General features: G+C 59.3%; 18 protein-coding genes. 4 read left to right on the forward strand and 14 right to left on the reverse strand.

Translation table 11 applies throughout. The features are described from left to right. Positions 1–216: 216 nt before the first annotated feature. Positions 217–723, forward strand: a complete 507-nt coding sequence (locus G5193_RS09255; RefSeq protein ID WP_421205860.1) for an NUDIX domain-containing protein — start codon at positions 217–219, stop codon at positions 721–723. A gap of 132 nt (positions 724–855) precedes the next feature. Next, entirely contained in the window at positions 856–3,018 is a 2,163-nt protein-coding gene (locus tag G5193_RS09260) for an AsmA family protein (RefSeq protein WP_216951992.1), read from the forward strand. 173 nt (positions 3,019–3,191) lie between these two features. Here G5193_RS09260 and glnE read toward each other — a convergent pair whose 3' ends face one another. The 9 genes from glnE to G5193_RS09305 form a co-directional block, all read right to left on the reverse strand. After that, the gene (glnE, locus tag G5193_RS09265; RefSeq protein WP_421205861.1) at positions 3,192–6,065 is read right to left on the reverse strand and encodes a bifunctional [glutamate--ammonia ligase]-adenylyl-L-tyrosine phosphorylase/[glutamate--ammonia-ligase] adenylyltransferase; all 2,874 of its coding nucleotides are present in this window, start codon (positions 6,063–6,065) and stop codon (positions 3,192–3,194) included. Positions 6,066–6,252: 187 nt separating this feature from the next. Further along, positions 6,253–7,596: an NCS2 family permease gene (locus G5193_RS09270; RefSeq protein WP_005343409.1), complete on the reverse strand. Its 1,344-nt coding sequence runs from the start codon at positions 7,594–7,596 to the stop codon at positions 6,253–6,255. A gap of 264 nt (positions 7,597–7,860) precedes the next feature. Continuing rightward, positions 7,861–8,190 carry a hypothetical protein gene (locus G5193_RS09275; protein ID WP_216951990.1) on the reverse strand — a complete coding sequence of 110 codons (330 nt, stop codon included), beginning with the start codon at positions 8,188–8,190 and terminating at the stop codon, positions 7,861–7,863. 93 nt (positions 8,191–8,283) lie between these two features. Then, complete coding sequence (gene ettA / locus G5193_RS09280) at positions 8,284–9,951, reverse strand: energy-dependent translational throttle protein EttA (protein ID WP_005338959.1); 1,668 nt, start codon at positions 9,949–9,951, stop codon at positions 8,284–8,286. A gap of 189 nt (positions 9,952–10,140) precedes the next feature. Beyond that, the gene (locus tag G5193_RS09285; protein ID WP_216951989.1) at positions 10,141–10,971 is read right to left on the reverse strand and encodes a 5'-methylthioadenosine nucleosidase; all 831 of its coding nucleotides are present in this window, start codon (positions 10,969–10,971) and stop codon (positions 10,141–10,143) included. Between the two features lie 107 nt (positions 10,972–11,078). Beyond that, positions 11,079–11,933, reverse strand: a complete 855-nt coding sequence (locus G5193_RS09290; RefSeq protein WP_421205862.1) for a lytic transglycosylase domain-containing protein — start codon at positions 11,931–11,933, stop codon at positions 11,079–11,081. 155 nt (positions 11,934–12,088) lie between these two features. Next, the gene (locus G5193_RS09295) at positions 12,089–12,277 is read right to left on the reverse strand and encodes a hypothetical protein (protein WP_042054915.1); all 189 of its coding nucleotides are present in this window, start codon (positions 12,275–12,277) and stop codon (positions 12,089–12,091) included. A 204-nt stretch (positions 12,278–12,481) separates the two neighbouring features. Further along, positions 12,482–13,087, reverse strand: a complete 606-nt coding sequence (locus tag G5193_RS09300; protein ID WP_421173205.1) for a DUF2076 domain-containing protein — start codon at positions 13,085–13,087, stop codon at positions 12,482–12,484. 109 nt (positions 13,088–13,196) lie between these two features. Next, a complete protein-coding gene (locus tag G5193_RS09305) occupies positions 13,197–14,210 on the reverse strand; it encodes an NAD-dependent epimerase (protein WP_421205863.1) in 1,014 nt (337 codons plus the stop codon). 309 nt (positions 14,211–14,519) lie between these two features. On the opposite strand from G5193_RS09305, the gene G5193_RS09310 reads away from it, so the two are divergent. Continuing rightward, on the forward strand, positions 14,520–15,131 hold the full coding sequence (locus G5193_RS09310; protein WP_005349421.1) for a YitT family protein: 612 nt from the start codon (positions 14,520–14,522) through the stop codon (positions 15,129–15,131). Between the two features lie 101 nt (positions 15,132–15,232). Here G5193_RS09310 and G5193_RS09315 read toward each other — a convergent pair whose 3' ends face one another. The 5 genes from G5193_RS09315 to G5193_RS09335 all read right to left on the reverse strand — a co-directional run bounded on the left by G5193_RS09315 (position 15,233) and on the right by G5193_RS09335 (position 21,495). Further along, the gene (locus G5193_RS09315; RefSeq protein ID WP_421205864.1) at positions 15,233–16,264 is read right to left on the reverse strand and encodes an ABC transporter ATP-binding protein; all 1,032 of its coding nucleotides are present in this window, start codon (positions 16,262–16,264) and stop codon (positions 15,233–15,235) included. Further along, complete coding sequence (locus tag G5193_RS09320) at positions 16,261–17,319, reverse strand: ABC transporter ATP-binding protein (protein ID WP_421205865.1); 1,059 nt, start codon at positions 17,317–17,319, stop codon at positions 16,261–16,263. The genes G5193_RS09315 and G5193_RS09320 overlap by 4 nt, the downstream gene beginning before the upstream one ends. Before the next feature lie 31 nt (positions 17,320–17,350). Next, a complete protein-coding gene (locus G5193_RS09325; protein ID WP_267516920.1) occupies positions 17,351–19,168 on the reverse strand; it encodes an extracellular solute-binding protein in 1,818 nt (605 codons plus the stop codon). 151 nt (positions 19,169–19,319) lie between these two features. Next, positions 19,320–20,363: an ABC transporter permease gene (locus G5193_RS09330; protein ID WP_005343430.1), complete on the reverse strand. Its 1,044-nt coding sequence runs from the start codon at positions 20,361–20,363 to the stop codon at positions 19,320–19,322. Between the two features lie 106 nt (positions 20,364–20,469). Then, positions 20,470–21,495, reverse strand: a complete 1,026-nt coding sequence (locus G5193_RS09335) for an ABC transporter permease subunit (RefSeq protein WP_421205866.1) — start codon at positions 21,493–21,495, stop codon at positions 20,470–20,472. A 740-nt stretch (positions 21,496–22,235) separates the two neighbouring features. Here G5193_RS09335 and G5193_RS09340 point away from each other — a divergent pair. Beyond that, entirely contained in the window at positions 22,236–24,791 is a 2,556-nt protein-coding gene (locus G5193_RS09340) for a TonB-dependent receptor (protein ID WP_216951982.1), read from the forward strand. Positions 24,792–24,802 lie beyond the last annotated feature (11 nt).

Consider the following 24,802-nt stretch of genomic DNA (forward strand, 5'->3'; position numbering starts at 1 on the left):
CATTCGCCATGCGAGAGTAGGACACTGCCAGGCACCCAATACAAGAAACCCCGCTCATCGAGCGGGGTTTTTTATTGCCTGAAAATTAGCAAATCGCCTGATAATTGTCCCGTTTTATTCCTCTCCCTTTGAATGCCTAGTCTTCCCCGTCGGTTTTACTCATAAAAAACGGTCACAACAGCGTAAAATGGTGCTTTATTTCGTCGGAGATAGCCCATGTTTTGTCCAAAATGCGGCGGTCAAACCCTGCAGAGCGTCAGCCCTAAAGAGTTTCGCTGTGGCTGCGGTTTTCATTTTTTCCAAAATGTGGCGACTGCGGTGATGGTGGCGCTTTGCTGGCAGGACGAGGTGCTGGTTGCGGTGAGAGCGGGCAATCCGGGCAAGGGGTTGCTGGATCTGCCGGGCGGATTTGTCGATCCCGGCGAGTCGCTGGAGGGGGCGCTGGTGCGGGAATTGCAGGAGGAGCTGGGGCTCAATGTCAGCGCCCAACCTTTTACCTATCTTGGCTCATTCCCCAATATCTATCCCTACGATGGCATCACCTATCACACCTGTGACACCTTTTTCGCCATCAAGCTGAGTGAAAAACCGGTCATCCAGCCGGCTGACGATGTGGCCGCCTGTCAGTGGCTGAAGATCCGCGATACCCCCTTGTCCCGCTTTGCTTTCGAATCGACGCGCACCGCGATGGCGCTGCTGCAGCAATCCCCTTTGCAAGCCTGATCCCTGCTGATGATGATGGGGATTGGCAGCGACCATCCCTGTCTCATCCTTGTCCGCTTTTGTCCCGCAGGCGCCATTCGTCAGACGGTGAGTGGTATAGTCAGCAGTGGATCCGGATTCAAGGAGCATATCGTGAAGAAGATAGTTCTCATCTTGCTCGGCATCGCCGTGGCGGCCTTGCTGGCCATAGTGACGTTGATAAGCCTTATCGACCCTAATCAATTCAAGCCCCAACTGGCTGAACAGGTGCGCAAGAGCACTGGGCGTGAACTGGTGATGGCGGGGGAGATTGACTGGCGTTTCTGGCCGAGTCTCGGCCTCTCGCTGGAGAAGGTCGCTCTGCGCAATCCGGCCGGTTTTGCCGAACCGGATCTGGTTCGTTTCGAGCAGGGCGAGGCCTCGGTGGCCCTGTTGCCGCTGCTCTCCCATCGTATGGAGATCGGCAAGGTGACCCTGAGTGGCGCCCATCTCTTTATCCAGACCAAGGCGGATGGCAGCTCCAATCTGAGCGGACTGATCAAAGATGCCGCTGCTGATGCAAGCGAACCGGTCGTCCCCGCAACCCCTGCGCCAACCGCTGATAGCAAGCCCTGGCAGATCAGCTTGCAGGGGGTCGCGCTCTCCCAGGCCAGTGCGCTGGTACAGGATGATCGCAGCGGCACGTCGCTGCGACTGGATCGCCTCGATCTCGATATGGGGCAGCTGGCCACCGGTCAGTGGGTACCCGTGACGCTGGACGCTAAGGGGAGTGCCGACAAGCTCGCTTTCGATGTTAAAGGGCAGACCCAAATCAAGCTGGCGCAGGAGGTGATGGCCAGTGAACTGAAAGACTTGAGCCTTAGTGGCAGTCTGAGTGACCCGTCCCTGCGACTCGACAGTTTCTCCATCAAGGGAGACCGATTGGCCCTTGGTGAGTGGAGCAACCTCACGTTGGCGCTGAAGGGTGCCAAGGTAGAGGGGCAGCAAGCTTCACTGGCTGGCTCGCTGGAAGGAACACTCAAGGGAAGGCTCGATAAAGAGATGAAGCTGGCCGAGCTCTCCGATATGGTGCTGACGGCTGCGCTGGAAGGTGATGCGCTGCCACGCCCGCAGATGAAGCTGAAACTGGCCGGCTTTGCCCGCGCCGAGATCGACAAGCAGTTGATTACCCTGAGTAAGCTGGTGATGAGTGCCGATGAGACGCTGCTGAGTGGTGATGGAACCGTGCAGCTTGGCGCTGTTCCCTCGATCAGCTTCGATCTCAAGGGGGAGAAGCTGGATCTCGACAAATGGCTCGCCAAATCGGCACCGACCACAACCGCACAGGCGAAAGAGGACAAACCGGCGGCCGGTGCTTCCAGTGCCGCTGCAAGTGACAATAAAGCGGTAACCGGCAAGAGCGAAGCACTCTCCGCGGTTGAACCGGATCTGGGTGCGCTCAAAGGTGTGGATCTGGATGGTCGGTTGCAACTTGGCAGCCTGCGCCTGAAAGGGCTGGATCTTGGCGCAGTCGATCTGCAGGTGGCTCTGGCCAAGGGACTGCTGACGCTCAAACAGTTCAGCGCGACCGTGGCAGGCGGTCAGGTAAACGCGAACGGGGTACTCGACGCACGCCAGCAGCCCGCCACCTACAAGGTGCACAAGCAGGTGACTGGGGTGAACATTCGTCCCTTGCTGCAGACTCTGGCCCAGAGCGATCTGCTGGAGGGAAAGGGCGATCTCGATGTGCAGGTGCAGGGGCGTGGTCTCTCCGTGCTGGCACTGCGCAACGGGATGCAGGGCAAGGTGACCTTGAAGCTGAGCGACGGCGCCCTGCATGGCATCAACCTGCCGGAGATGATCCGCGAGGCGCGGGCCACCCTCACCGGCAAGGGGGCCGAGCAGGTGAAGGAGGTGCGCAAGACCGACTTCAGCGCCCTGACCGCCAGCTTCCAGATTGCCGATGGCGTCGCCCGCAGCAACGACATCCAGCTCTTTGCCCCGGCCTTGCGGGTCAAGGGGGAGGGGCAGACTGCGCTGGTGACGGAAAGCCTCGACTTCCTGTTCCTTACCTCCATCGTCGAGAGCAGCAAGGGGCAGGGAGGGAAGGATGTGGATGAGCTCAAGGAGATCACCATTCCGGTGCGGATCGGCGGTCACTGGCAAGCCCCCAGCTACCAGCTCGACGTGAAGGCGCTGCTCAGCAACAACAAGTTGTTGGAGGATAAAGCCCGCAAGGAGGCCGAACGCGGCCTCAAGAAGCTGCTGGGGGACAAGGCCGACAATGAAGCCGTCAAAGGGGTGGCTGACCAGCTGCTCAAGGGCTTGTTCAAATAGCCCCAGCCTTTCGTTTTATCCCCATGCAGAGCCCGCCCCGTGCGGGCTCTTTCTTATTGTGGAGACCGTTCTGTGAGTGTCGTATCGGACTAGGCATTGGCCTGGCAACTCTATAGGGAAGGGCCCGCCTGAATTGCTTCAGGCGGGCCCTTTTTCATTGCCGCTGGCGGGAATTACTCCCCCAGCAGGGTTTGCCAGACGCCGAGGACATGGCTGCGCTCACTCTGCAGCTGATCGTCGCTCACCTTGCGGGAGATCTCCGAGAGGTTGAGGCGATGGCCGAGGTTGCGGATCTCCAGATAGGCCTGCTTCAGCCCCTCCGCCTGCTCCAGCGTCAGCACCCCCGCCATCACGCACTCATCGAAGATGCGCACGTTATCGGACCAGCGGGTGAGGGCATCGGGCTCGCCGCAGGCGTGGGCCAGCACCAGATACTGGGCGATAAACTCGATATCCACCATGCCGCCGGGGGACTGCTTGAGGTCGAACTCGCCAGCCCCCGCCTTGAGCAGGTGATCCCGCATCTTGTGGCGCATCTCGCGCACCTCGCGGGCCAGGGTCGGCAGATCCCGCTCCTTGGCCAGCACATCACGGCGGATACGGGCAAACTCGGCAACGATGGCGTCATCGCCATAGATGGGGCGGGCCCGCACCAGCGCCTGATGTTCCCAGGTCCATGCCTCGTTTTGCTGGTATTGCTCGTAGGCCGACAGCGACGAGACCAGCAGGCCGGAGTCGCCGGAGGGGCGCAACCGCATGTCGATCTCGTAGAGGATGCCGGAGGGGGTGCGGGTGCTGAACAGGTGCAGGATCCGCTGGGCGAGGCGCAGGTAGAACTGGCGGCTGTCGATGGGCTTGCGACCATCTGTGTAGCTGTTGGGGTCGCCGCCGTGCAGAAACACCAGGTCGAGATCAGAGCCGTAACCGAGCTCGATGCCGCCCAGCTTGCCATAGGCCACCACCGCAAAGCCGCGCTGGCCGCTCACCGCCACCTCAGGCGGCACCCCGTAGCGCTCGCTCATCTGGGCCCACGCCTGATTGACTACCTCTTCGGTGATCGCCTCCGCCAGCCAGGTGAGGTGGTCGCTCACCTTCATCAGCGGCAGGGCGCCGGCGATGTCGGCCGCCACGATGCGCAGCAGCTGCACCTGCTTGAACTGGCGCAGTGCCTCCATCTGCTGCTCCACGTCCTCTTCGGGGATGCGCAGCAGGAACTGGCGCAGCTGGGGCTTGTACTGATCGAGCGGGGTGGGGTGATAGAGGTGCTGGGGATCGAGCAGCTCATCCAGCAGGATGGGGTAGCGGGCCAGTTGCTCGCTCACCAGATGGCTGGCGTCGCACAGCCGCACCAGCTGGCGCAGGGCGCCCGGATTTTCCGCCAGCAGCTGCAGATAGGCGCTGCGGGTGAAGATGCGGGTCAGCAGCTCACACACCCGCTCGAACAGGCGGGCAGGTTGCTCACTGGCGACCACCAGCCGCAGCAGCTCCGGCATCAGCCAGTCCAGCGCGATGCGCCCCTGCGGCCCTACCTGACGGCGCTTGTACTCCTCCTTGAAACGCAGCAGCGCGGCGCAGAGCGTGGCGGGCTCGGCCACCCCCTGCGCAGTCAGCAATTTTTCCAGCTCGGCGGCATCGAGCTCGGTGCGCCAGAGATCGAGCCAGAGCTGCTCCAGATGGGCGGGAGCCTCTTTCTCTTCCCCCACCACGGCGGCGAACTCCTGATGGACGGCGGCCATCTCCTCATCCAGATAAGCCATAAAGGCGCCCCAGTCGGCAAAACCGAGGGCGGCGATCAGCCGCTGGCGATCCCGCTCTTCGGTGGGCAGGGTCTGGGTCTGCTGATCGCCGATCTCCTGCAATATGTTCTCGACTCGGCGCAGGAAGCGATAGGCATCCAGCAAGCGATCGCAATGGGCAGATTCGAGGGCGCCACATTGGGCGATGGCGGCCAGCGCTTCGGGCAGGTGACGCACCCGCAGCGCAGGTTCGCGCCCGCCGCGAATAAGCTGCAGCGCCTGGGCGATAAACTCCACCTCGCGAATGCCGCCGGCCCCCAGCTTGATGTTGCCCTCCAGCCCCTTGCGGCGCACCTCGGCGGCGATCATCGCCTTCATCTGGCGCAGGCCGTCGATAACGCCAAAGTCGATATAGCGGCGAAACACGAAGGGGCGCAGCATCTCGGCCAGCTCGACCGCGTGCTCGCATTGGGGGCCCAATACCCGCGCCTTGACCATGGCGTAGCGCTCCCAGTTGCGACCGTGGTGCTGGTAATAATCCTCCATGGCGGCAAAGGAGATGGCGAGCGGCCCCGCATCGCCAAAGGGGCGTAAGCGCATATCGACCCGGAACACCTGACCATCCTGAGTGGGCTGGTGGAGGGCGTTGATGATGCGCTGACCGAGCTTGATAAAGAACTGCTGGTTGGCGAGCTCGCGCCGCCCGCCAACCGTGTAGCCGTTTTCGGGGAAGGTGAATATAAGGTCGATATCCGAGGAGAAGTTGAGCTCGCCACCGCCCAGCTTGCCCATGCCGAGGATAAGCAGCGGTTGCGGGTTGCCATTGCCGTCCATCGGGGTACCCAGCTCGCTGCATTGTTTGGCGTAGAGCCAGTCGCGAGCGGAGCAGATGAGGGCATCTGCCAGTTTGGTGAGATGGATAAAGCTCTCTTCCACTTCAGAGTGGCCCAGCAGCTCGCGCCAGGCGATCACCAGCATGCGGCTGCGGCGGAACTGGCGCAGGATGCGCTTGAGCGCCTCTTCATCGCTCACCTCGGCGAGCAGGGCGGTCAGATCGCGCTGGTAGGCGGGCCAGCGTTCGGAGCACTCCAGATCTCCGGAGGCGAGCAGCTCGGTCAGCAACTCCGGCTGTTTGAAGAGGGAGTCGGCGACAAAATCGGAGAGGCCGAGCAGGGTCAGCGGGGTCTGGCGAACGGGCTCGGGCAGCGAGCCATAGTCGGGGGCCAGCTCGACCAGTCGCTGCCATTGGCGCTCGGCCTGTTCTTGCAGTAGGGGGGAGAAGGCGGAGAAAGAGGGAGAGTGCTGGGCCACGGTTGCCGTCCTTGTGGTTCACGACAGATGGTTAACGACACGAGGTTAACAACGCTGCCGGTTCAAAATGGTGGCTGCCAATCTAGCACTGTCAGGCCCCCGCGTCACAGCGCAGGGGCGAGAAGCATGATCCGGCAAATAAAAATGGGCTCCTTGTCGGGAGCCCATCGGATTGCGCTGGTCATTATCAGTGGCTATCGACCCAGACGAACTTGAGCACGAACAGCAGGGCCACCACCAGCACGCAGGGGTTGATCTCGCGCCAGCGGCCGGTGCCCGCCTTCATCACGCAGTAGGAGATAAAGCCCACGGCGATCCCCTCGGTGATGGAGAAGCTGAACGGCATCATGACGGCGGTCATAAAGGCCGGTACTGCTTCGGTCAGATCTTCCCATTTCACCCGGGTCAGCTCGGAGCACATCAGCACGCCCACATAGATAAGGGCGCCAGCGGCGGCATAGGCCGGCACCATGGCGGCGACCGGAGAGAAGAAGATAGCCAGCAGGAACAGCAGGCCGACCACGATGGCGGTCAGACCGGTACGGCCGCCGACGGCGACGCCGGAGCTGCTCTCGATAAAGGCGGTAACCGAGGAGGTGCCCATGAAAGCGCCGCCTACGGAGCTGACGCTATCGACCATCAGCGCCTGTTTCATGCGCGGGAAGTGGCCCTTGTCATCGGCCAGCTTGGCGCGGTTGGTTACGCCGATCAGGGTGCCGGAGGAGTCGAACAGGTTGACCAGCATAAAGGAGAAGATGATCCCGGCGAGGCTGATATCGAGCGATCCCATCAGATCCAGCTGGCCGAACACCGGTTCGATGCTGGGGGGCATGGAGACAAAGCCCTTGAAGGTGACATCGCCAAACAGCCAGCCCAGACCCGTGGTGACCACGATGGCGATCAGCACGGCGGAGTGGACGCCGCGAGCGGAGAAGATGCAGATCAGGAAGAAACCGAGCAGACCCAGCAGGCAGGGCAGGGAGGTGAGGTTGCCCACGGTCACCATGGTGGCCGGGCTCGCGACCACAATCCCGGCGTTGTGCAGGCCGAGCAGGGCGATCAGCAGACCGATACCGGCGGTGATGCCAACCCGCAGGGTGAGCGGGATGTTGCCGATCAGCCAGTAGCGCACCCGCAGCAGGGTGAGGATCAACAGACCCATGGCACCCCAGAAGATGGTGCCCATGCCCACTTGCCAGGAGTAGCCCATACCTGCAACCACCACGAAGGCGAAGAAGGCGTTAAGGCCCATGGCGGGGGCCAGCGCGATCGGCAGGTTGGCCAAGAGGCCCATCAGGATGCTGCCGATACCGGCGATGAGGCAGGTGGTGACGAACACGGCCTGGGTGTCCATGCCCGCAGCAGAGAGGATCTGCGGGTTGACGAACACGATATAGACCATGGTCAGGAAGGTGGTGATACCGGCGATCACTTCGGTGCGGGCGGTAGTGCCATGGCCTTGCAGGGCAAACAGGCGCTCAAGCAATCCTTGCCCGGCGGCCTGATTGGCAGCTTGGTGTTGTTGATTCATGTTGGATTCCAATAGGTGACGTGAAATAAGCAGCAGGGGAACGGGCTATCCCATCCATGCGGGGTAAATTGCCCTGTTTCTGGCGGTTAAGTAACCAGACTCGTCCTGATACCGTGACAGCGCGCACATTTTTACACAGGCGGCGCCGTTTACAAACCCCGGATCTGCGAAGCAGATCAATGAATAGAGTAAAAATTCAAACGTTTGCTTTTTGAGCATGAAAAAAGGTTCTCAGCAGAGAACCTTTTATCGAAAATTGGAGGCTTAAAGGGTTTTGAAGTAGCGCTCGACCAGCTGGGCCAGCACCGAGTCGAGCCGGTCTTGCACTTCACCCAGTTCACGGCCGAAGCGGCGCAGAAACAGGCTTGCCTGCTCTTCGGTCAGCTTGCGCCCCTCGATAAAGAACTCTTGCTCCGGCAGCTGCTTGTCATAGCGGGGGATCAGCACCCAGCTCACCAGCTCGGGCTCCACGGCGGCAAAAATCTTGGCAGCAGCGGCACAGAAGGTCTCTATATGTGTCTTGCCATCCGGCCCGAGACAACCCGGTTCAACCCGGATCTGGATGGTGAGTTTTTTCTCTATGGGGGTCGTCATCGTGCTACATCCATGCAAAGGCATCCGTCTAGGATTGTAAGCCAAAAGACAACAGAAAGGGGAGCCGGAGCTCCCCTCAACACGCAGTCAGCCTTATTTGGCGATGCGCTTGTACTTGGCGCGATGGGGCTGGATCGCCTCGGCGCCGTAGGTCTTCTTCTTCCACTCTTCGTATTCGGTAAAGTTACCTTCGAAGAACTCGATCTTGCCCTCATCCTGATAGTCCAGGATGTGAGTGGCGATACGGTCGAGGAACCAGCGGTCGTGGGAGATGACCATGGCACAACCCGGGAACTCCAGCAGGGCGTTCTCGAGGGCGCGCAGGGTTTCGATATCCAGATCGTTGGTCGGTTCATCCAGCAGCAGCACGTTGCCGCCGGTCTGCAGCAGCTTGGCCAGGTGCAGACGACCGCGCTCACCACCGGAGAGTTCGCCAACCCGCTTCTGCTGGTCGGAACCCTTGAAGTTGAAGCGGCCGATATAGGCGCGGCTCGGGAACTCGTAGTTGCCGATGCGCAGGATATCCTGACCGTCAGCGACCTCTTCGAAGACCGTCTTCTTGTCATCCATGCTGTCGCGGAACTGATCGACAGAGGCCAGCACCACGGTTTCACCCAGGGTGATGGCGCCGGAATCCGGCTGCTCCTGACCCGACATCATGCGGAACAGGGTCGACTTACCGGCACCGTTCGGGCCGATGATGCCGACGATGGCACCCTTCGGAATGGCAAACGACAGATCGTCGATCAGCACCCGATCACCGTAGGATTTGCGCAGGTTGGCCACTTCCACCACCTTGTCGCCGAGGCGCGGTCCGGGCGGAATGAACAGCTCGTTGGTCTCGTTGCGCTTCTGGTAGTCGTTGGTGTTGAGCTCTTCGAAGCGAGCCATACGGGCCTTGGACTTGGCCTGACGCCCTTTCGGGTTTTGACGAACCCACTCCAGCTCTTTCTCGATGGACTTGCGACGGGCCGCTTCGGAACTGGCTTCCTGCGCCAGACGGGCGTCCTTCTGCTCCAGCCAGGAGGAGTAGTTGCCTTCCCACGGGATACCCTCGCCGCGGTCCAGCTCCAGGATCCAGCCTGCCACATTGTCGAGGAAGTAACGGTCGTGGGTGATGGCCACAACAGTGCCTTCATAGTCGTGCAGGAAGCGCTCCAGCCAGGCCACGGATTCCGCATCCAGGTGGTTGGTCGGTTCGTCCAGCAGCAGCATGTCCGGCTTTTCCAGCAGCAGACGGCAGAGCGCCACACGGCGGCGCTCACCACCGGAGAGGTGTTTGATCTTGGCATCCCAGGCCGGCAGGCGCAGGGCATCGGCCGCGCGCTCCAGCTGGTTTTCCATGTTGTGGCCGCCCTGGGCCTGGATGATGGCTTCCAGCTCGCCCTGTTCGCGGGCCAGCTTGTCAAAGTCGGCATCCGGGTCGGCGTAGGCCGCATAGACCTCGTCTAGGCGGGCCATGGCGCGTTTCACCTCGCCAACGGCCTCTTCGACCGCTTCGCGTACGGTCTGCTCCGGCTCCAGCTTCGGCTCCTGCGGCAGGTAGCCGATCTTGATGCCGGGCTGTGGACGGGCTTCCCCTTCGATCTCGGTGTCGATGCCCGCCATGATGCGCAGCAGAGTCGATTTACCGGCGCCGTTCAGACCCAGCACGCCGATCTTGGCGCCCGGGAAGAAGCTCAAGGAGATGTTCTTGAGAATATGACGCTTGGGCGGCACTACCTTGCCGACCCGGTTCATGGTGTAAATAAATTGAGCCATTGGCTAATTCTCTTCCTTTTCAGCAGGTTAATGTCTTGGCATTAACAGACTGATGTCGTGGTGGGGCCAGGTCGACACAGGTCAACCCGGTTCCAAAAAACGTTCCGATTGTAAACCAATGGGCAAGGGGGGGCAAAGATGGGGGGGGGGGAAGATAGGCCGCCTGTCATGACGGCCTCTTATAGGGCCTTATGCCTTGTGGAAACTGTTGATCAGCGCGTTTGCGTAATCAATGACAAATTGCTGGCAGTGGATGGCAGTCTGCGGGTCAAACTCTTCACCGTGGAGATCGGTATTGGAGAGTACCCGGATGCCGACAAAGGGTACCTTGTAGGCCTCAGCCACTAGGGCGGCGGAGGAGGTTTCCATCTCTTCCGCGGCGGTCTGGTAGGTCTGATGCAGCCAGTTGATGCGCGCTACCTGTCGGTTCCACTCATCGGCGGTGCCAATGATGCCGCCTACTACTCGGCCGTGGCGATAGCGATCGGCCATACCGAGGGCGCGGCCAATCAGCTCGGGATCGCCAGCGAACGAGCTGTGCTCCACCAGCTTGCCGTTATCGCGCAGACGCATGGTGACCTCGAAGTTGTGCCATTTGCTCGGATCGACGCCTTGCTCGGCGGGCATCAGGTCACTGCGATAGGCTCCCATGTTGAAGCTCTTGGTGCCGATAACGATATCGCCCCGGTGCAGTGCCGGATCATGGCCTCCTGCCGTACCCTGATTGATGATGAGACGCGGCTTGAAACGCTCAATCGCCAACGTGGTGGCGGCAGCGGCATTGGCCAGACCCACCTCGGTGCGGGAGATGACCACCGGATAGTCCGAGATAGTACCCTGCCAGTATGTCCAGGCCCCCACAGTCAGCTCCGTCTTGTCTTTCAGTGCGGCAACGAGAGTTTCGACTTCGACGTCCATCGCCCCCTGGATCAGGATGGGGGCCGGGGTGGCCGCCATCACGCTGGAGGAGAGGAGGGCAAAGAGGGTGAGCAGGCGCGAACAGCGTTTGATGATATTCATGGGCTACATGTAGGGCTGGCGAGAAAGCGCCGGATCCTACCGAAAGGAAAACGGTTGCGCAATGTTGGTGCGTGTTTTGTCAGTAACGGACATGCTGATGAATGGCCTCAGGGCTGCTTGTGGCCAGCGAAGTAGAGCACCCGTTTTACATACTCCTGTGTTTCGTCATAGGGTGGGATCCCGCCATAGCGTTCCACCGCTTTTTCCCCGGCATTGTAGGCTGCCGAGATCAGTACCCAGTCGCCATCGAAGCGGCGATCCAGCCATTTGAGATAACTGACGCCACCCTTGATGTTCTGGGCTGGATCGAATGGCCGGGTTACCCCGAACCGTTGCTGGGTTTCGGGGATCAGCTGCATCAGCCCTTGGGCATTCTTGGGGGAAACGGCACGGCTGTTGAGATTGGATTCGGCGATGGCAATCGCTAGTACCAGCCGGGCATCCACCTTATGGTGTTTGGCGGCGTGACGCAGCATGGTGACCAGCTTCTGTTTGCCCGGTGACTGGCGTGCCAGATATGCCTCGACATTGAACTGTGTGCTGGGCAAGGCGGAATAACTCCCTTGTCCGCCGCGCATGCCGACACCGCACTGATCGCCCATGGGGGCATTGCCGACCCGCGGGTTGTAGTAGCGGCTGGCCTGCTGGTTGCCAAGGCGCATTGCCATGGCGAGATAACTGTTAGCCAGCTTGGCGCTGCGCACCGAGGCTGGGCCGGTGGCGAGCAGGCGACCGATCCGGAAATATCCTTCCGGGTTGCCGGTACTGGCGGCCACGCAATAGAGGGCGATGGCTTTTTGCAGATGACCGTGTTGCTGGGCAACTTGACCCTGCTTGATCGCTGTTAGCGCCTTGGGAGCCTGTCTGAAATCCCTGCCTTGTGCCATCGCCCGCGGCGTACCTGCCAGTAACAACGACAAAAAAAGCAGCAAAAACAGTCCGTTTTCGCTGATGTGCCTCATGGGTTATCTCCTGTTTGAGTACAGAAGATATAGAGGAACATGGCTGCTATCGCCACGAACCCAGTGGATCCTGTTGTTATAGCCGGTTGATTTCAGAGAGCAAAACGGTATGGAACTAACGGCATCTCGACAGTTTCACACCATTTTTCATCCGGTTAGAAGTCGTGGTGATACTCCTGCTCATCCAGCACGGCGGGAGGAAGCGTGCGATAGAAGCTGCCAATTTCACTGACAACCCAGAGCGAAAGCAGGGCCAGCAGGCTGAGCAGGGGAAGCAGAGAGTGGCTCTGGGTCAGGGCATAGGCCGCAATGGCGGCACCGGTCAAAAGCAGGGTTCGGATCATGAGGTGGCTCCTTGTCGTCATGGGGGTGTTGCGTGGCCACGGACAGAGCGCCTGGGGTCGGGAGTTGTTCCCGGGTGGCACGAAGCGCGCTGAGTATATCGCGTCATGCCGCTGCCGATCCGTGGTGTCATCACACTTTCCATAGTCATGGGTTTCGTATCGAGTTGAGCCCCGCCAGATGCGGGGCCAGTAATGGTTTGACGGTCAGAAGAAACCGCCGTTGTTATCGTCACTGTCGGCCCAGCCGCCACTCAGGTTATCGTCGTCGAGAAAACTGCTGCCAACATCGGGAGGTGAATCCCAGCCGTCCCAGCGTACCGGTTCCGCATCGACCGGATTGGCGATGGGCGCTGGCTCTATTATGTCGATGATCTCCTCGGGCCGGTTGCTGTGAAACAGTCCGCCGATCATATCGGCCAGCATCACGCCACCGGCAACCCCGGCTGCGGTTTGCAGGGCGCCCCCTAAAAAGGAGCTGGCACGGGACGCGGGCTGGGCAGGCGCGGTTGCCGGTGGCGGCGTAAAGCGCGGGGGCGTGCTGCTCTCGCTACCAAACAGGCCGGAGAGAAAACTGCCGCCGCTCGAACTGTTCTGGCTGGCCTCCAGCTCCTTGACTCGATCGTTGAGGCGGGTAAGGGCTGCCTGCTGAATTAGCAGCGCCTGGGCCATGTAGTAGGGGGCATCGGGCTGCTGGGCCAGATGCTGGCGGATCAGCTGATCCGCTTGTGGGTCTCGCTTGCTATCCCTGGCTTGCGCTTGCTTGAGGCGGTCGAACAGTCCATCGATCAGACCCTGTTCCTGTGATTGCATCTCAAATCCTCGCTATGGTGCGCAGACAGTGCGTTCAGCCATCCTAAAACCCGCGGGGCATCAGTGGTATCTGATTAACTCATCAATGACCGAGGGGCTACCGCGCTCGTCAGCGGGCGGGCCGGTAGTAGTCGAGATACCAGCGGACAAACTCGGCAACACCTTGCTTGAGGGGCGTAGCGGGGCGCAGGCCGGTGAGGGTGTGTAGCGGTTCGCTGTCGGCCCAGGTGGTGTGCATGTCACCTGCCTGCATCGGCAGCATCCGCTTGATGGCGGGCTTGCCGATGGCCTCTTCCAGTGCCTCGATAAAATCGAGCAGCCGCACCGGCTGGCCGTTGCCGATATTGAGGATGCGGTAGGGAGCTGCGCTCTCGGCCGCGCTCTGCTCGCTGGCGTGCCAATCGGAATTGGGGCGGGGCGGCTGGTCGGCCACGGCTAGGATCCCCGCGACGATGTCGTCGATAAAGGTGAAGTCGCGGCTGAGATCGCCGTGGTTGTATACGTCGATAGGCTCTCCCGCGAGGATGGCGCGAGTGAACTTGATTATGGCCATGTCGGGACGGCCCCAGGGGCCGTAGACGGTAAAGAAGCGCAACCCTGTGGTGGGCAGGCCATAGAGCGCCGAGTAGGCGTGGGCCATCAGCTCGCCGCTCTTTTTGGTCGCAGCGTAGAGGGAGACCGGATGATCCACCTGCTGCGCGGTGGAGTAGGGCATCTGATCCCCCATGCCATAGACCGAGCTGGAGGAGGCGTAGATGAGGTGCTGAATCCCGTGGTGACGACACCCCTCCAGCACCGTCAGCATGCCGGTAAGGTTGCTGTCGGCATAGGCGAACGGATTGTCGATGGAGTAGCGCACCCCCGCCTGCGCCCCCAGATGGATCACCCGCTCGAAACCGTGGCTGGCAAAGAGGGCCGCCATGGCTTCACGATCCGCCAGATCCAGCCGCTCGAAGCGAAAATTGGGGAAACTGGCCAGTTGGGCCAGCCGTGCCTCTTTCAGAATCACCTCGTAGTAGTCGTTAAGGTTATCGATCCCCACCACCCGATGGCCTGCGGCGCACAGCTTGCTGGCCACATGAAAACCGATAAAACCGGCGACGCCGGTGACCAGATACGTCATGGTTGGGGTCCTGTGCAGATCATGGGGCTCCTTACGGTGATGGGAAAAGGGGGCTGCGCGCTTTGTAGCAGAGCCGGCGCGTTTGTGCCATGGCAAACCGCCTCTGACGGCGCGGCATGCTGCATCTTGGTGCAGCGAGTGTCAATGCCAGATGACAGGCACCAGAATGGGGCGTTCAGCCTGACTGTTGTGATCCTTTTCACAAAAAATAGACTGGACCCCATAACGAAGCCCTGTGGACAGGGCTCGCAGCCCGCCCGCAACGGCAGGCGACAGACACTCTCTCTTTACTTCGCTTGGATACAGGTTATGGACAACACCTCGATTCGCACTGCCCATCCTATTTATGAGGATGTGCTGGCCCTGCTGACGGCGGCCGGCTTTGTTTCCCTCGGCATCTTTCTGTTTCATCAGGTTGGCCTGCTCACTGGCGGCACCGCCGGGCTGGCGCTGTTGTTGCAAAAGGTGACCGGTATCAGCTTCGGCCTGCTGTTTTTCGGCATCAACCTGCCCTTCTATGCGCTGGCATGGCTGCGGATGGGGCCACGTTTTACCTTCAACACCTTTGTCTCGGTGGCGGCGGTCTCCTACATGACCGATCACCTCAACGGGGTGCTGCAGATCGGCAAGATAGAGCCCCTCTATGCGGCGCTGATCGGCGGCACCCTGATTGGTATGGGGCTGCTCATCATGTTTCGCCACAAGTCGAGTCTGGGGGGCTTCAACATATTGGCGCTCTTTATTCAGGATCGCTTTGGCATCCGGGCGGGCAAGCTGCAGATGGGGCTCGATTGCGCCATTGTTGTTGCCTCGTTTTTCGTGGTGCAGCCCTGGATCCTGGCGCTCTCCATCGTGGCGGCGGTCATCTGTAATCTGGTGTTGACACTCAACCACAAGCCGGGCCGTTACCAGATTGCCTGACAAGCGGCAGCCGTGACACGATAAGACAAGCGTGACCCGATAGCACGAGGCGGCCTGATGGCCGCCTCGTCTGTTTCTACCCTGGGGTTTGTTCGCTGCGCCTAGCTCGCCTGCTCCAGCCTGCTGTCGCCGCTTATAGCGTTGCCGCTGATGGCGTGACTACCGACGGCGAGCGGGGTGTGGCAGGCCACCTGATGATGAGACTCATCACACGCCTCAAGCCTTGGTGCCTTGCTTTTGCACAGATCGGTCGCATGGGGACAGCGCTGGTGGAAGTGGCAGCCGCTTGGCGGCGAGATGGGGGAGGGCACATCGCCGGTCAGCAGAATGCGCTGGCTGCGCCTGCGCGGGTCCGGCACCGGAATGGCGGAGATCAGCGCTTGGGTGTAAGGGTGGCGCGGCGCCAGATAGAGCGACTGGGCATCCGCCAGCTCGACGATCCGTCCCAGATACATCACCGCGATGCGATCCGAGATGTGTTTGACCACCGACAGATCGTGGGCGATGAAGATGATGGAGAGGTTCATCTCCCGCTGCAGGCTGAGCAGCAGGTTGACGATCTGCGACTGCACCGAGACATCGAGGGCCGAGACTGCCTCGTCGCACACCAGCAGCTTGGGCTTGAGAGCGATGGCGCGGGCGATGCCGATCCGCTGGCGCTGACCGCCGGAAAACTCGTGGGGGTAGCGATCCACCGCACTTCCCGGCAGGCCCACTTTTGCCAGCAGCTCTTGCACCCACCCGCGCCGCTGCTCAGTGTTGCCTTTACCGTGGATGATAAAGGGCTCCTCCAGGATCTGGCCCACGGTGTGGCGGCTGTTGAGGGATTCTGCAGGATCCTGAAATACCATCTGCATCTCTTGGCGCAGGGAGCGCATCTCCTTCGGGCTGAGGTCGGTGATATCGCGCCCCTCGAAGGTGATGGTGCCCGCGGTCGGCTCGAACAGTTTGAGCAGGCTGCGCCCGAGGGTGGACTTGCCGCAGCCCGACTCACCCACCAGCCCCAGCGTCTCCCCCTGCTTGAGATCGAAGCTGATGCCATCCACCGCGTGAACCGTATATTGCTTGCGCAGGAACCCGCCTCCCAGCCGGAAGTGCTGTTTCAGATCCCTGACCGATAACAGAGTGCTCATACGGTCAACTCCTTCCAGTAGTGACAGGCGACATGGTGGCGCGGATTGAGTTGCTCCACCGCCGGAATGGCGCTGACACAGAGATCGGTCGCATGGGGGCAACGGTTGGAGAAACGGCAGCCAGCGGGCATTTCGTGCAGGGCTGGCACCTGTCCCTTGATGGTCTTGAGCAGGCTCTTGGGCTCATCCTCGAGACGCGGGATCGAGCTCATCAAGCCGTGGGTATAGGGGTGACGGGGATGGTCAAACAGCTCGAACACATCGGCCTGCTCTACTGCCCGCCCGGCGTACATCACCACCACTTCGTCGCATAGCTCAGCTACTACCCCCAGATCATGGGTGATAAAGATGATGGCCATCCCGGTCTGGGCCTGCAGCTCTTTCATCAGTTCGAGGATCTGGGCCTGAATGGTGACATCCAGCGCCGTGGTCGGCTCGTCGCAGATAAGCAGGTCTGGCTCGCAGGAGAGCGCCATGGCGATCATCACCCGCTGGCGCATACCGCCGGAGAGGTTGTGGGGATAGACAGCAAAGCGCTGGGCCGGTTCCGGGATCCCCACCTTCTTCAGCATGGCGATGGCCGCGGTTTTGCGCTGGGCCTTGTCGTACTCGGGGCGATGAAGGCGAAACACCTCCATCAGCTGCTCACCGACCGTCTGCACCGGGTTGAGGGCCGTCATCGGCTCCTGAAAGATCATCGAGATGCGGTTGCCGCGCACCTTGTACATCTGATCCGGCGCAAGCGACAGCAGCTCTTCCCCCTGAAAGCGGATAGAACCGGCTACCACCTGACCGTGGGGTTTGGGCAAGAGCCCCATGATGGCGAGCGAGGTAACGCTCTTGCCACAGCCGGACTCGCCGACGATCCCCAGCGTCTGACCCGGTGCCACCTTGAAGCTGACCCCGTCGAGCACCTTGATCTTGCCGTCATCGACGGCGAACTCCACCTCGAGATCGCGTACTTCGAGGATTGGGGCTTGGTGCTGGCCGTGATCAACGGCGAACTCCCCCCCGTTATCCGGTACGTCAAGAATGGGGGCCTGGGTGTTGGGCATAACTGCTGCTCCCTTCGCAATGGCCTGAATATCAATGACGTGCATAGGTCTTGTCGAGCAGGTTGATGGGCGCCAGCGCCTCCCCTGCCTCCTTGGCGTTGCGGGTCTCTTCCTTCACCTTGGGATCGAGCCAGAGCAGACCACCACTACTGTGAGGATAACCATCCATCGGCCAGTAGAGCAGATCCGGCGTGTTCTTGGTGGCAGGCACCTCCGGCAGCATCACATAACGCCAGCTGCTGGCCCGCACATAGTTGAGCTGCACCCCGGGCACGAAGATGGCGAGATCATAGATGCGCTGCTGGATCTGGCGGGAGATCTCGGCCCGTTTGGCCATGTCGAATTCGACGTTGTAGGCGTCGATCAGTGCGTCCAGCTCCTTGTCCGCTACGTTGAACAGGTTGTTGGTCTGCGGTTTGTTGGCATTGGCGGAGTGGAACGACTCCCAATATTGTGGATAGAGACCGCCGCCGCCCCAGCCAAGCCAGGCCGCCTCGTGTTTCTTCTCCAGCATCACCTTGAAGCCGGTGGCGCCATCCACTAGGTTAAGCTCCAGATCGAGACCCGCTTTCTTGGCCTCCTCTTTCAACACGGTCAGGCGCTTGGAGTGCTCCTGACTGGTGTAGGTGAGTGCCAGCGTCAGCCGCTCCCCCTTCTCATTTTGCAGGATGCCGTCCGGCCCCGGCTTGTTGTAGCCGCCCTTGGCAAAGTACTCCCGCGCCTTGCCGATGTCATAAGCCCGCTCCGGCAGCGTCATGTCGGTGAACTCGCCAAAACCCGAGCCGAAGGTGGTGGCTCTGTCATAGTCGCCGCGCAGCACGGTCTCGATCATCTTGTCGATGTTGAAGGCGTGCTGGATGCCGAGGCGCACGTTTACGTCTGCCAGTTTGGGGTTGGCCACATTGAGGTGAACTCCCTGACCGCCCTGTTTGGTGTCGGTCATGGCCATCACCTTCTGCACGTACCCCTTCTTGTACTCCGGGGTGACCGCTTTTTCATGCCACCAGTTGGGCAGGATCATCTCGAAGGTATCGATCTCCCCTTTCAGGAAGTGGCGGAAGGCGATGTTGTGGTCGCGGATCACCTGCACCTTGATGGTGTCGATGTTGAATCTGTGCTGGTTATAGCGATCATCCTTTGCCCACCAATCCTTCTGCTTGCTGAAGGTGACCGACTTGCCCTTCTTGACGTCGCTGATCACGTAGGGACCTGTGGTGGGCACCACGGCCCAGTTGTACTGCTTCACCCAGTTGGGGGTCAGCTTGTAGTAGTGCTTGGGCTGGGGCCACAGCTCGGTGGTGTTGAGCAGATCCAGCTTGGCCTTGCGGCTGCCCGCTTTGACCATAATGGTGTGATCATCGATCTTCTCTACCGCGACCACTTCAGTGGTGTAGTAGTTGTTGAACCAGGGCCCCTTGATGTGTTTGGAGCGCATCATCTCGTAGCCGAAGGTGTAGTCGTCAGCATTGACCGGCTTGCCATCCGACCATTTGGCACGGGGATCCAGCTTGAAGTAGACGGTCTGGCTGTCTGGCGCGATGGCCCAGTGGGTCGCGAGCGAGGGGATGGGGTTGCCGGTATTGGGGTGGAAGCTGATGAGTCGCAACTGGTTATCGAGAATAAAGGAACGAAACGAACCGTTGGAGTCAGGCCCCACGGTACGAAACGTCAGCGGAAAGCTCTCCACAAACATATTGAGGCTGCCACCCGGCAGCGCCTTGGGGGAGGCGAACACAGGATCCGTGTCGTTGGTCTCCCATTTGAGATCCGCGGGCAGGCTGGCCGCCCAGACCCAGGATCCGTTTACCAGCACAAAGAGAGCACCTATCCATTTGATTTTATTTTTCATGTTTGACTTCCAGGTCTGGCCCCTGCACTGGGGGTCTTGATTGATAACGGGATTATCCCTTGCTCCCGGGACAGCCGATGGCGGCGGCCCGTCCTTCATTAATCACTGTTCGTTACCCGGCGCCTGCCAATATGTGTTGGCGCTGGCTGGCTTATTGGTAACGGGTAAATTTGCGCGGATCAAACGCCTCGCGGATCGCCTCACCGATAAAGGAGACCATGATCAGCACCAGACTCACCGCCGCCACCACGGAGCTGACGATCCAGATGGCATCCAGATTGTTGATGCCTTGGGAGAGCAGCTCCCCCCAGCTCGGGGTCGGCGGTGCCAGCCCGAAGCCCAGATAGTCGAGGGCCGTCAGGGTGGAGATATTGCCCACCACGGCGAACGGCGCCAGGGTGACGATCATCATCAGGGTGTTGGGCAGGATGTGGTTGAAGATGATCCGCCCGGTGGTCGCCCCTTGTGCCCGCGCCGCCATCACATAGTCCCGTGCCCGCTCCTTGTAGGTGAGGGTGCGCATATACCAGGTGATCCCCATCCAGCCGAACAGCACGTTGATGGCGACAAACAGGCCGAAGTTGGGCTTGGCCAGCGACACCAGGATCATGATGACGTAGAGAAACGGCACCTGGGACCAGATCTCGATAAAGCGTTGCAGGATGAGATCAAAGCGGCCGCCGAGAAAGCCCATGAGACAGCCGATGGTGACCCCGATGGCGTAACTGGCCGCCAGCGCGATAAAGGCAAAGCCGATGGCGATGCGAAAGCCGTAAACCAGTCGCGCCAGCACGTCGCGGCCGCTGGTGTCGGTGCCGAGGAAGTGGCGCTCGGCCGCGCTGGGGGCGTAGGGCGGGTAGGCATCCTCCTTGAAATCCTGCTCGTAGGGGTTCCAGGGTACCGGCGGCAGCAGCACCCAGTCGCCCTGGCCCTCTGCGGCAAATTTGGCCTTGAGCTGGCGGTAGTTGGTTTCGTACTCGTAATCGAGCCCGAACTGCTGACCGGGGATCACATCGCCATAGGTGGGGAAATGCAGCTGGCCCTGATAGCTCACTATCAGCGCCCGGCTGTTGACCAGCAGCTCCGCCAGCAGGGAGAGCAGCACCAGGGTGGTGAAGATGATGAAGGAGTAGTAACCGCGCTTGATCGACTTGAAGCGCTTGAGTTTTTTCAAGGTAACCGGATTGAGCTTCATGGTCAGTCTCCAAACCGCATGCGGGGATCAACAAGTACAACGCAGATATCGGAGATGATATGGCGTGATATCAGCATCGGCATGGCAATAGAGGTCTGGTTCATGGTCAATCTCCAAACCGCACACGCGGGTCAACCAGGGCAACGCAGATATCGGAGACGATATTGCCTATCAGCATCAGCATGGAGGTGATGGCCAGAATGCCCATGACGGTGGGGTAATCCCGTTCGACGATAGCCTCGTAACCGAGCAGGCCGATGCCGTCGATGTTGAAGATGGTCTCGATGAGGAAGGAGCCGCCAAAGAAAACGGTGAGCACAGACCCCAGGTGACTGGCGATGGGGATCAGGCTGTTGCGCATGGCGTGGTCGGTGACCGCCTTGCGAAACGGCAGTCCCTTGGCCACGGCGGTACGCACATAATCGGCCGACAGGTTCTCCATCAGGCTGTTTTTCATGGTCATGGTGAGGATGGCGAAATCGCCGATGGCGTAGGCGATAAGCGGCAGCAGGGCGTGGGCAAAGACAGTGCGGATCTGATCCCAGCTGCTCTCCATGTACTCAAAGTCGTCCCCCGGAAAACCGCCCATTGGCAGCCACTCCAGATGGAAGGCGAAGACGGTGATGAGGAAGATCCCCACCACGTAGGCGGGCAGGGCATAGGCCATGTAGATAAGCATGGAGCTTAACGAGTCGAAGCGGCTGTTGTGCCTGAGCGCCTTGGCCACCCCGAGCGGGATGGAGACCGCATAGCTCAGCAGAAAGGTCGCCAGCCCGAAGAAGGCGGTAACGGGGAGCCGCTCCTTGATGAGATCCCACACCGGCTCGTAGTAGCGGGTCGATTCGCCCAGATCGAGTACCACCAGCTTCTGCAGCCACTCCCAGTAGGCGACCAGCATCGGCTTGTCGAGGCCATAGAAGGCCTTGAGCTCCTCGATCTGCTCATCTGAGAGGGCCTGCGCCCCCTTGCTGCCGCTGGAACGGCCGGATTCATTCTGGGAAACCTGGGCTTGCAGCAGCATGCGTTCGACCGGTCCGCCCGGCACGAAACGGGTGATGGTGAAGACGAGCAGGGTGATACCGAGAAACGTCGGAATGATCAAAAGCATCCGGCGTAGGAAATACGACAGCATGGTGGAACCTCGTCCTTGTTGTTCTTTTTTGCGGCCAGTCAAATCCGGTGACGGGCCTGTCCTTCCTGGCATTACGCGCTGGATTGGTTGCCAAACAGCAGACAATCCGCTTGGCCACTGTAAAAGCTCTGCAACAAAAATCAAGTACAAGGAAATGGAAAACTGGGACAAATGACCCGCTGAGACCAAAAACACCGAAAAATGACGTTTTTTATCTGAAAAGTGAAAATCAAAACAAAACGCTACTGCTCAACATTATTTTAAAAAATATAAACAGCTGTTTGTTTGAATCTTGTGTTTGTTTATGTGATTGAATTTTAAATGTTTTTATTTCTGCTACCAAAGAAGGGAAAACGATATCATCTCGACAAATTTATCTATCTCCCCCATCGGAGTGGTCAGTCACAATAATAATTAAAATAGAGTTTTATTCTTATTTTTGCCAATAAATCGAAATAAGATATAAAGAGACAGCACGTAAATAAATAAGTTCATCAACTTTTAATTCAGCGTCTTTTACATGTTTTAACAACGATTTCACATTGCGCGGGATGTTTTTGGCAGAATTATTCACTATTTATGCCGGTCAAAATTAATACACTCCGCTTATTCCACATCTCACCCTCCCGATCCCCCCACTCCATTGACGTCGCCAGTCAAAGATTGATAAGCCTTACGCATCGCTCCAAAGAGGGCGGTATCAGGAAGCAAACAATAAACAACCAGGAAGGATATAAGCGATGCTTAGGAAGAGCAGAATCTCTGCTGCGATTGCGTTCGCCTTGGCGAGCCTTGCGGCGGCCCCATCCGTATCTGCCGAAGAAGGGCAGAATGTCGAAAAACTGCAGAAAATCAAAGTCACTGGCTCCCGTATCTCTCGTGTTGATGTTGAGGGGGCGACTCCGGTTGTCTCTGTCAGCAAGGCCCAAATTGAACAGTCTGGCCAGCAGACTGTGGCTGATTATCTGAAACAGGCCTCCTACAACTCCTTTGGTGGTTTCTCTCCATCCTCCGGTAGCTCAGCCCAGTCACAAGCCACCGTAGGGCTGCGTGGCCTTGGTGAAGATCGCACACTGGTGCTGCTCAATGGCAAGCGTATCGCCGGTTCTCCCTCAATGGGGGGCACCGCCATCAACCTCAACACCATCCCCATGGCGGCCGTTGAGAGGGTGGAAGTGAACCTGGACGGTGGCTCTGCCCTGTATGGTTCTGATGCCATCGGTGGCGTTATCAACGTGATCCTCAAAGAGGGTTTTGAAGGTTTGTCATTCCAGGGGCGCGTCGGTTCACCGACCGAGGAAGGTGGTGACGAACAGAGTGGTTCCATCGTCAGCGGTATTTCGGGTGAGAAAGGTTCCCTGATGATGGTCTACGAGCATGATGTCAAAGACGAAATCTATTACAAGGATCGTGACTATCTGGCCAAGCAGGGGGCTGAGTCTCCTAGCCTCTATGGTCGCAATATCAAGGGAGTAGACGCGGCAACTGGCAAGACCGTAACCCGTACTCTGAATGGGGTCGACTGTGAAAGCACCGGCGCCGGTTTTGTCACCAAGGGTACGGCTTGCCGCTTCGACTTTGCCCAGGTCGCAGCCAAGACCGCCTCGCGTACTCGCGACACCGTCTATGTCAACGGCCGCTACCATATCAACGACAATGTGGATTTCGTGCCACAGATGATTGGTTCCCGGGTCACCAGTTTTGGTCGTTTCGCTCCTGCTGCTGGTGCCTTCACCGTGGATGGCTCCACCCCTGAAAGCGCTGCAGTCCTGTCTGCCAACAACTTTAGCACCGCCAAGGCTGCGACGGTTTACTACCGCTTCAACAACGTCGGTCCCCGTGACAATGAAGTGACCGACTTGACCGGTACCCTGAACCTGGGTTTTGAAGGGGTGGTTCCGACCGAGGCGGTTGGCGATCTGGAGTGGAACGCCGGTTACATGTACTCCAAGACAGATAACCAGAGTATTGGTAATGGCTATGTATTGGAGCCGGCGGTTCAGACTCAGGTAAACAGTGGAAACTTCGTCAACGGCAGCTTCTCCGCTGATGCCACCAAGGATCTCTCTTATACCACCAGCCGCAACTCCAAGATGGATTTCTTCCAGTGGTATGGCGGTCTTGGTTGGGAGATGGGCGAACTGCCTGCTGGCCCGGTCAGCTGGTATCTGGGTGCCGAGTATAACGATTGGGTTTATTCCGACACCTACGACAGCCAGTCCGAAGCGGGTAACGTACTGGGTTCATCCGGCAACTCCGGTAGCGGTGTGCGCGATGTGTTTGCCACCTACATCGAGAGCCTGATCCCCATCACCGAGCAGATCGAGCTGAACCTGGCGGGTCGTTATGACAAGTACAGCGACTTTGGCAGCGCCTTCTCGCCCAAAGCGAGTCTGCGTTATCAGCCACTCGACCAGCTGATGTTCCGTACCTCCTGGTCCCAGTCTTTCCGCGCGCCGGGTCTGAATGATCTCTATGCGGCGGATGCCCAGTCAGCGGATTTTGCCAAGGACTATGTCTACTGCCAGGCCAATGGTATTGCCAACTGTTCCGAAGAGCAGTACGAGACAACGCGCCAATCCAACAAGAACCTGAAGGAAGAGACCGCCAATACCTTCACTATCGGGGCGGCCTACAATCCGCTGGACAATCTGAACCTGTCGCTCGATTACTACTACATCAAGATTGATGACGTAATCCAGCTGGCTACCACCCAGACCCAGTTCTATCAGGAGCTCAATACCGGCAGCAACCCGAACGTCATTCGTGACGCCAACGGCGATGTCGAGAAGGTCTATGCCGGCATGGTCAACCTGGGGCAACTCAAGACCAGTGGTATCGACTTCAAGGCGGACTACAAGTACGACTTCAACTCCTTCACCCTGCGATACGACTTTGGCAGCAGCTACATCCTGAAATATGAGGAAGGTCTGTTTGCTGGTGGCCCAATGGTTGACAAGAAGGGCTGGAATGGCAAACCCGATTTCCGTTTCAACTCCGGGATCGGTGCCAACTTCCCGCAGCTGTGGAATCTGGATACCTACCTGAGCACCAACTATATCGACTCCCAGAGCCAGGACTATGTGGATGACAAGGAAGAGGGCCATATTGCTTCCAACACCATCTGGAACCTGAACGTCGCGGTCGATACCAGCTGGAATGCCAAGATCCAGACCGGCGTGAAGAACATGTTCAACCGTGGACCTTCCCTGTCAAATGATGGTTACACCTACGATGAATACCTCTACAGCATTGACGGACGGGTCTACTACATCGACTACACCCAGAAGTTCTAATCAACCCCGTT

The organism is Aeromonas sp. 601027, assembly GCF_049174455.1.
Lineage (GTDB): Bacteria > Pseudomonadota > Gammaproteobacteria > Enterobacterales > Aeromonadaceae > Aeromonas > Aeromonas veronii_A.

Excerpts from the sequence above, each read along its gene's own strand:
- G5193_RS09270 (WP_005343409.1), bottom strand. The coding sequence starts at position 7,596 with ATGAATCAACAACACCAAGCTGCCAATCAGGCCGCCGGGCAAGGATTG.
- G5193_RS09285 (WP_216951989.1), bottom strand. The coding sequence starts at position 10,971 with ATGAATATCATCAAACGCTGTTCGCGCCTGCTCACCCTCTTTGCCCTC.
- G5193_RS09255 (WP_421205860.1), top strand. The coding sequence starts at position 217 with ATGTTTTGTCCAAAATGCGGCGGTCAAACCCTGCAGAGCGTCAGCCCT.
- G5193_RS09295 (WP_042054915.1), bottom strand. The coding sequence starts at position 12,277 with ATGATCCGAACCCTGCTTTTGACCGGTGCCGCCATTGCGGCCTATGCC.
- G5193_RS09335 (WP_421205866.1), bottom strand. The coding sequence starts at position 21,495 with ATGCTGTCGTATTTCCTACGCCGGATGCTTTTGATCATTCCGACGTTT.
- G5193_RS09290 (WP_421205862.1), bottom strand. The coding sequence starts at position 11,933 with ATGAGGCACATCAGCGAAAACGGACTGTTTTTGCTGCTTTTTTTGTCG.
- G5193_RS09310 (WP_005349421.1), top strand. The coding sequence starts at position 14,520 with ATGGACAACACCTCGATTCGCACTGCCCATCCTATTTATGAGGATGTG.
- G5193_RS09330 (WP_005343430.1), bottom strand. The coding sequence starts at position 20,363 with ATGAAGCTCAATCCGGTTACCTTGAAAAAACTCAAGCGCTTCAAGTCG.
- G5193_RS09275 (WP_216951990.1), bottom strand. The coding sequence starts at position 8,190 with ATGACGACCCCCATAGAGAAAAAACTCACCATCCAGATCCGGGTTGAA.
- ettA (WP_005338959.1), bottom strand. The coding sequence starts at position 9,951 with ATGGCTCAATTTATTTACACCATGAACCGGGTCGGCAAGGTAGTGCCG.
- G5193_RS09325 (WP_267516920.1), bottom strand. The coding sequence starts at position 19,168 with ATGAAAAATAAAATCAAATGGATAGGTGCTCTCTTTGTGCTGGTAAAC.
- G5193_RS09320 (WP_421205865.1), bottom strand. The coding sequence starts at position 17,319 with ATGCCCAACACCCAGGCCCCCATTCTTGACGTACCGGATAACGGGGGG.
- G5193_RS09305 (WP_421205863.1), bottom strand. The coding sequence starts at position 14,210 with ATGACGTATCTGGTCACCGGCGTCGCCGGTTTTATCGGTTTTCATGTG.
- G5193_RS09315 (WP_421205864.1), bottom strand. The coding sequence starts at position 16,264 with ATGAGCACTCTGTTATCGGTCAGGGATCTGAAACAGCACTTCCGGCTG.
- G5193_RS09300 (WP_421173205.1), bottom strand. The coding sequence starts at position 13,087 with ATGCAATCACAGGAACAGGGTCTGATCGATGGACTGTTCGACCGCCTC.
- G5193_RS09340 (WP_216951982.1), top strand. The coding sequence starts at position 22,236 with ATGCTTAGGAAGAGCAGAATCTCTGCTGCGATTGCGTTCGCCTTGGCG.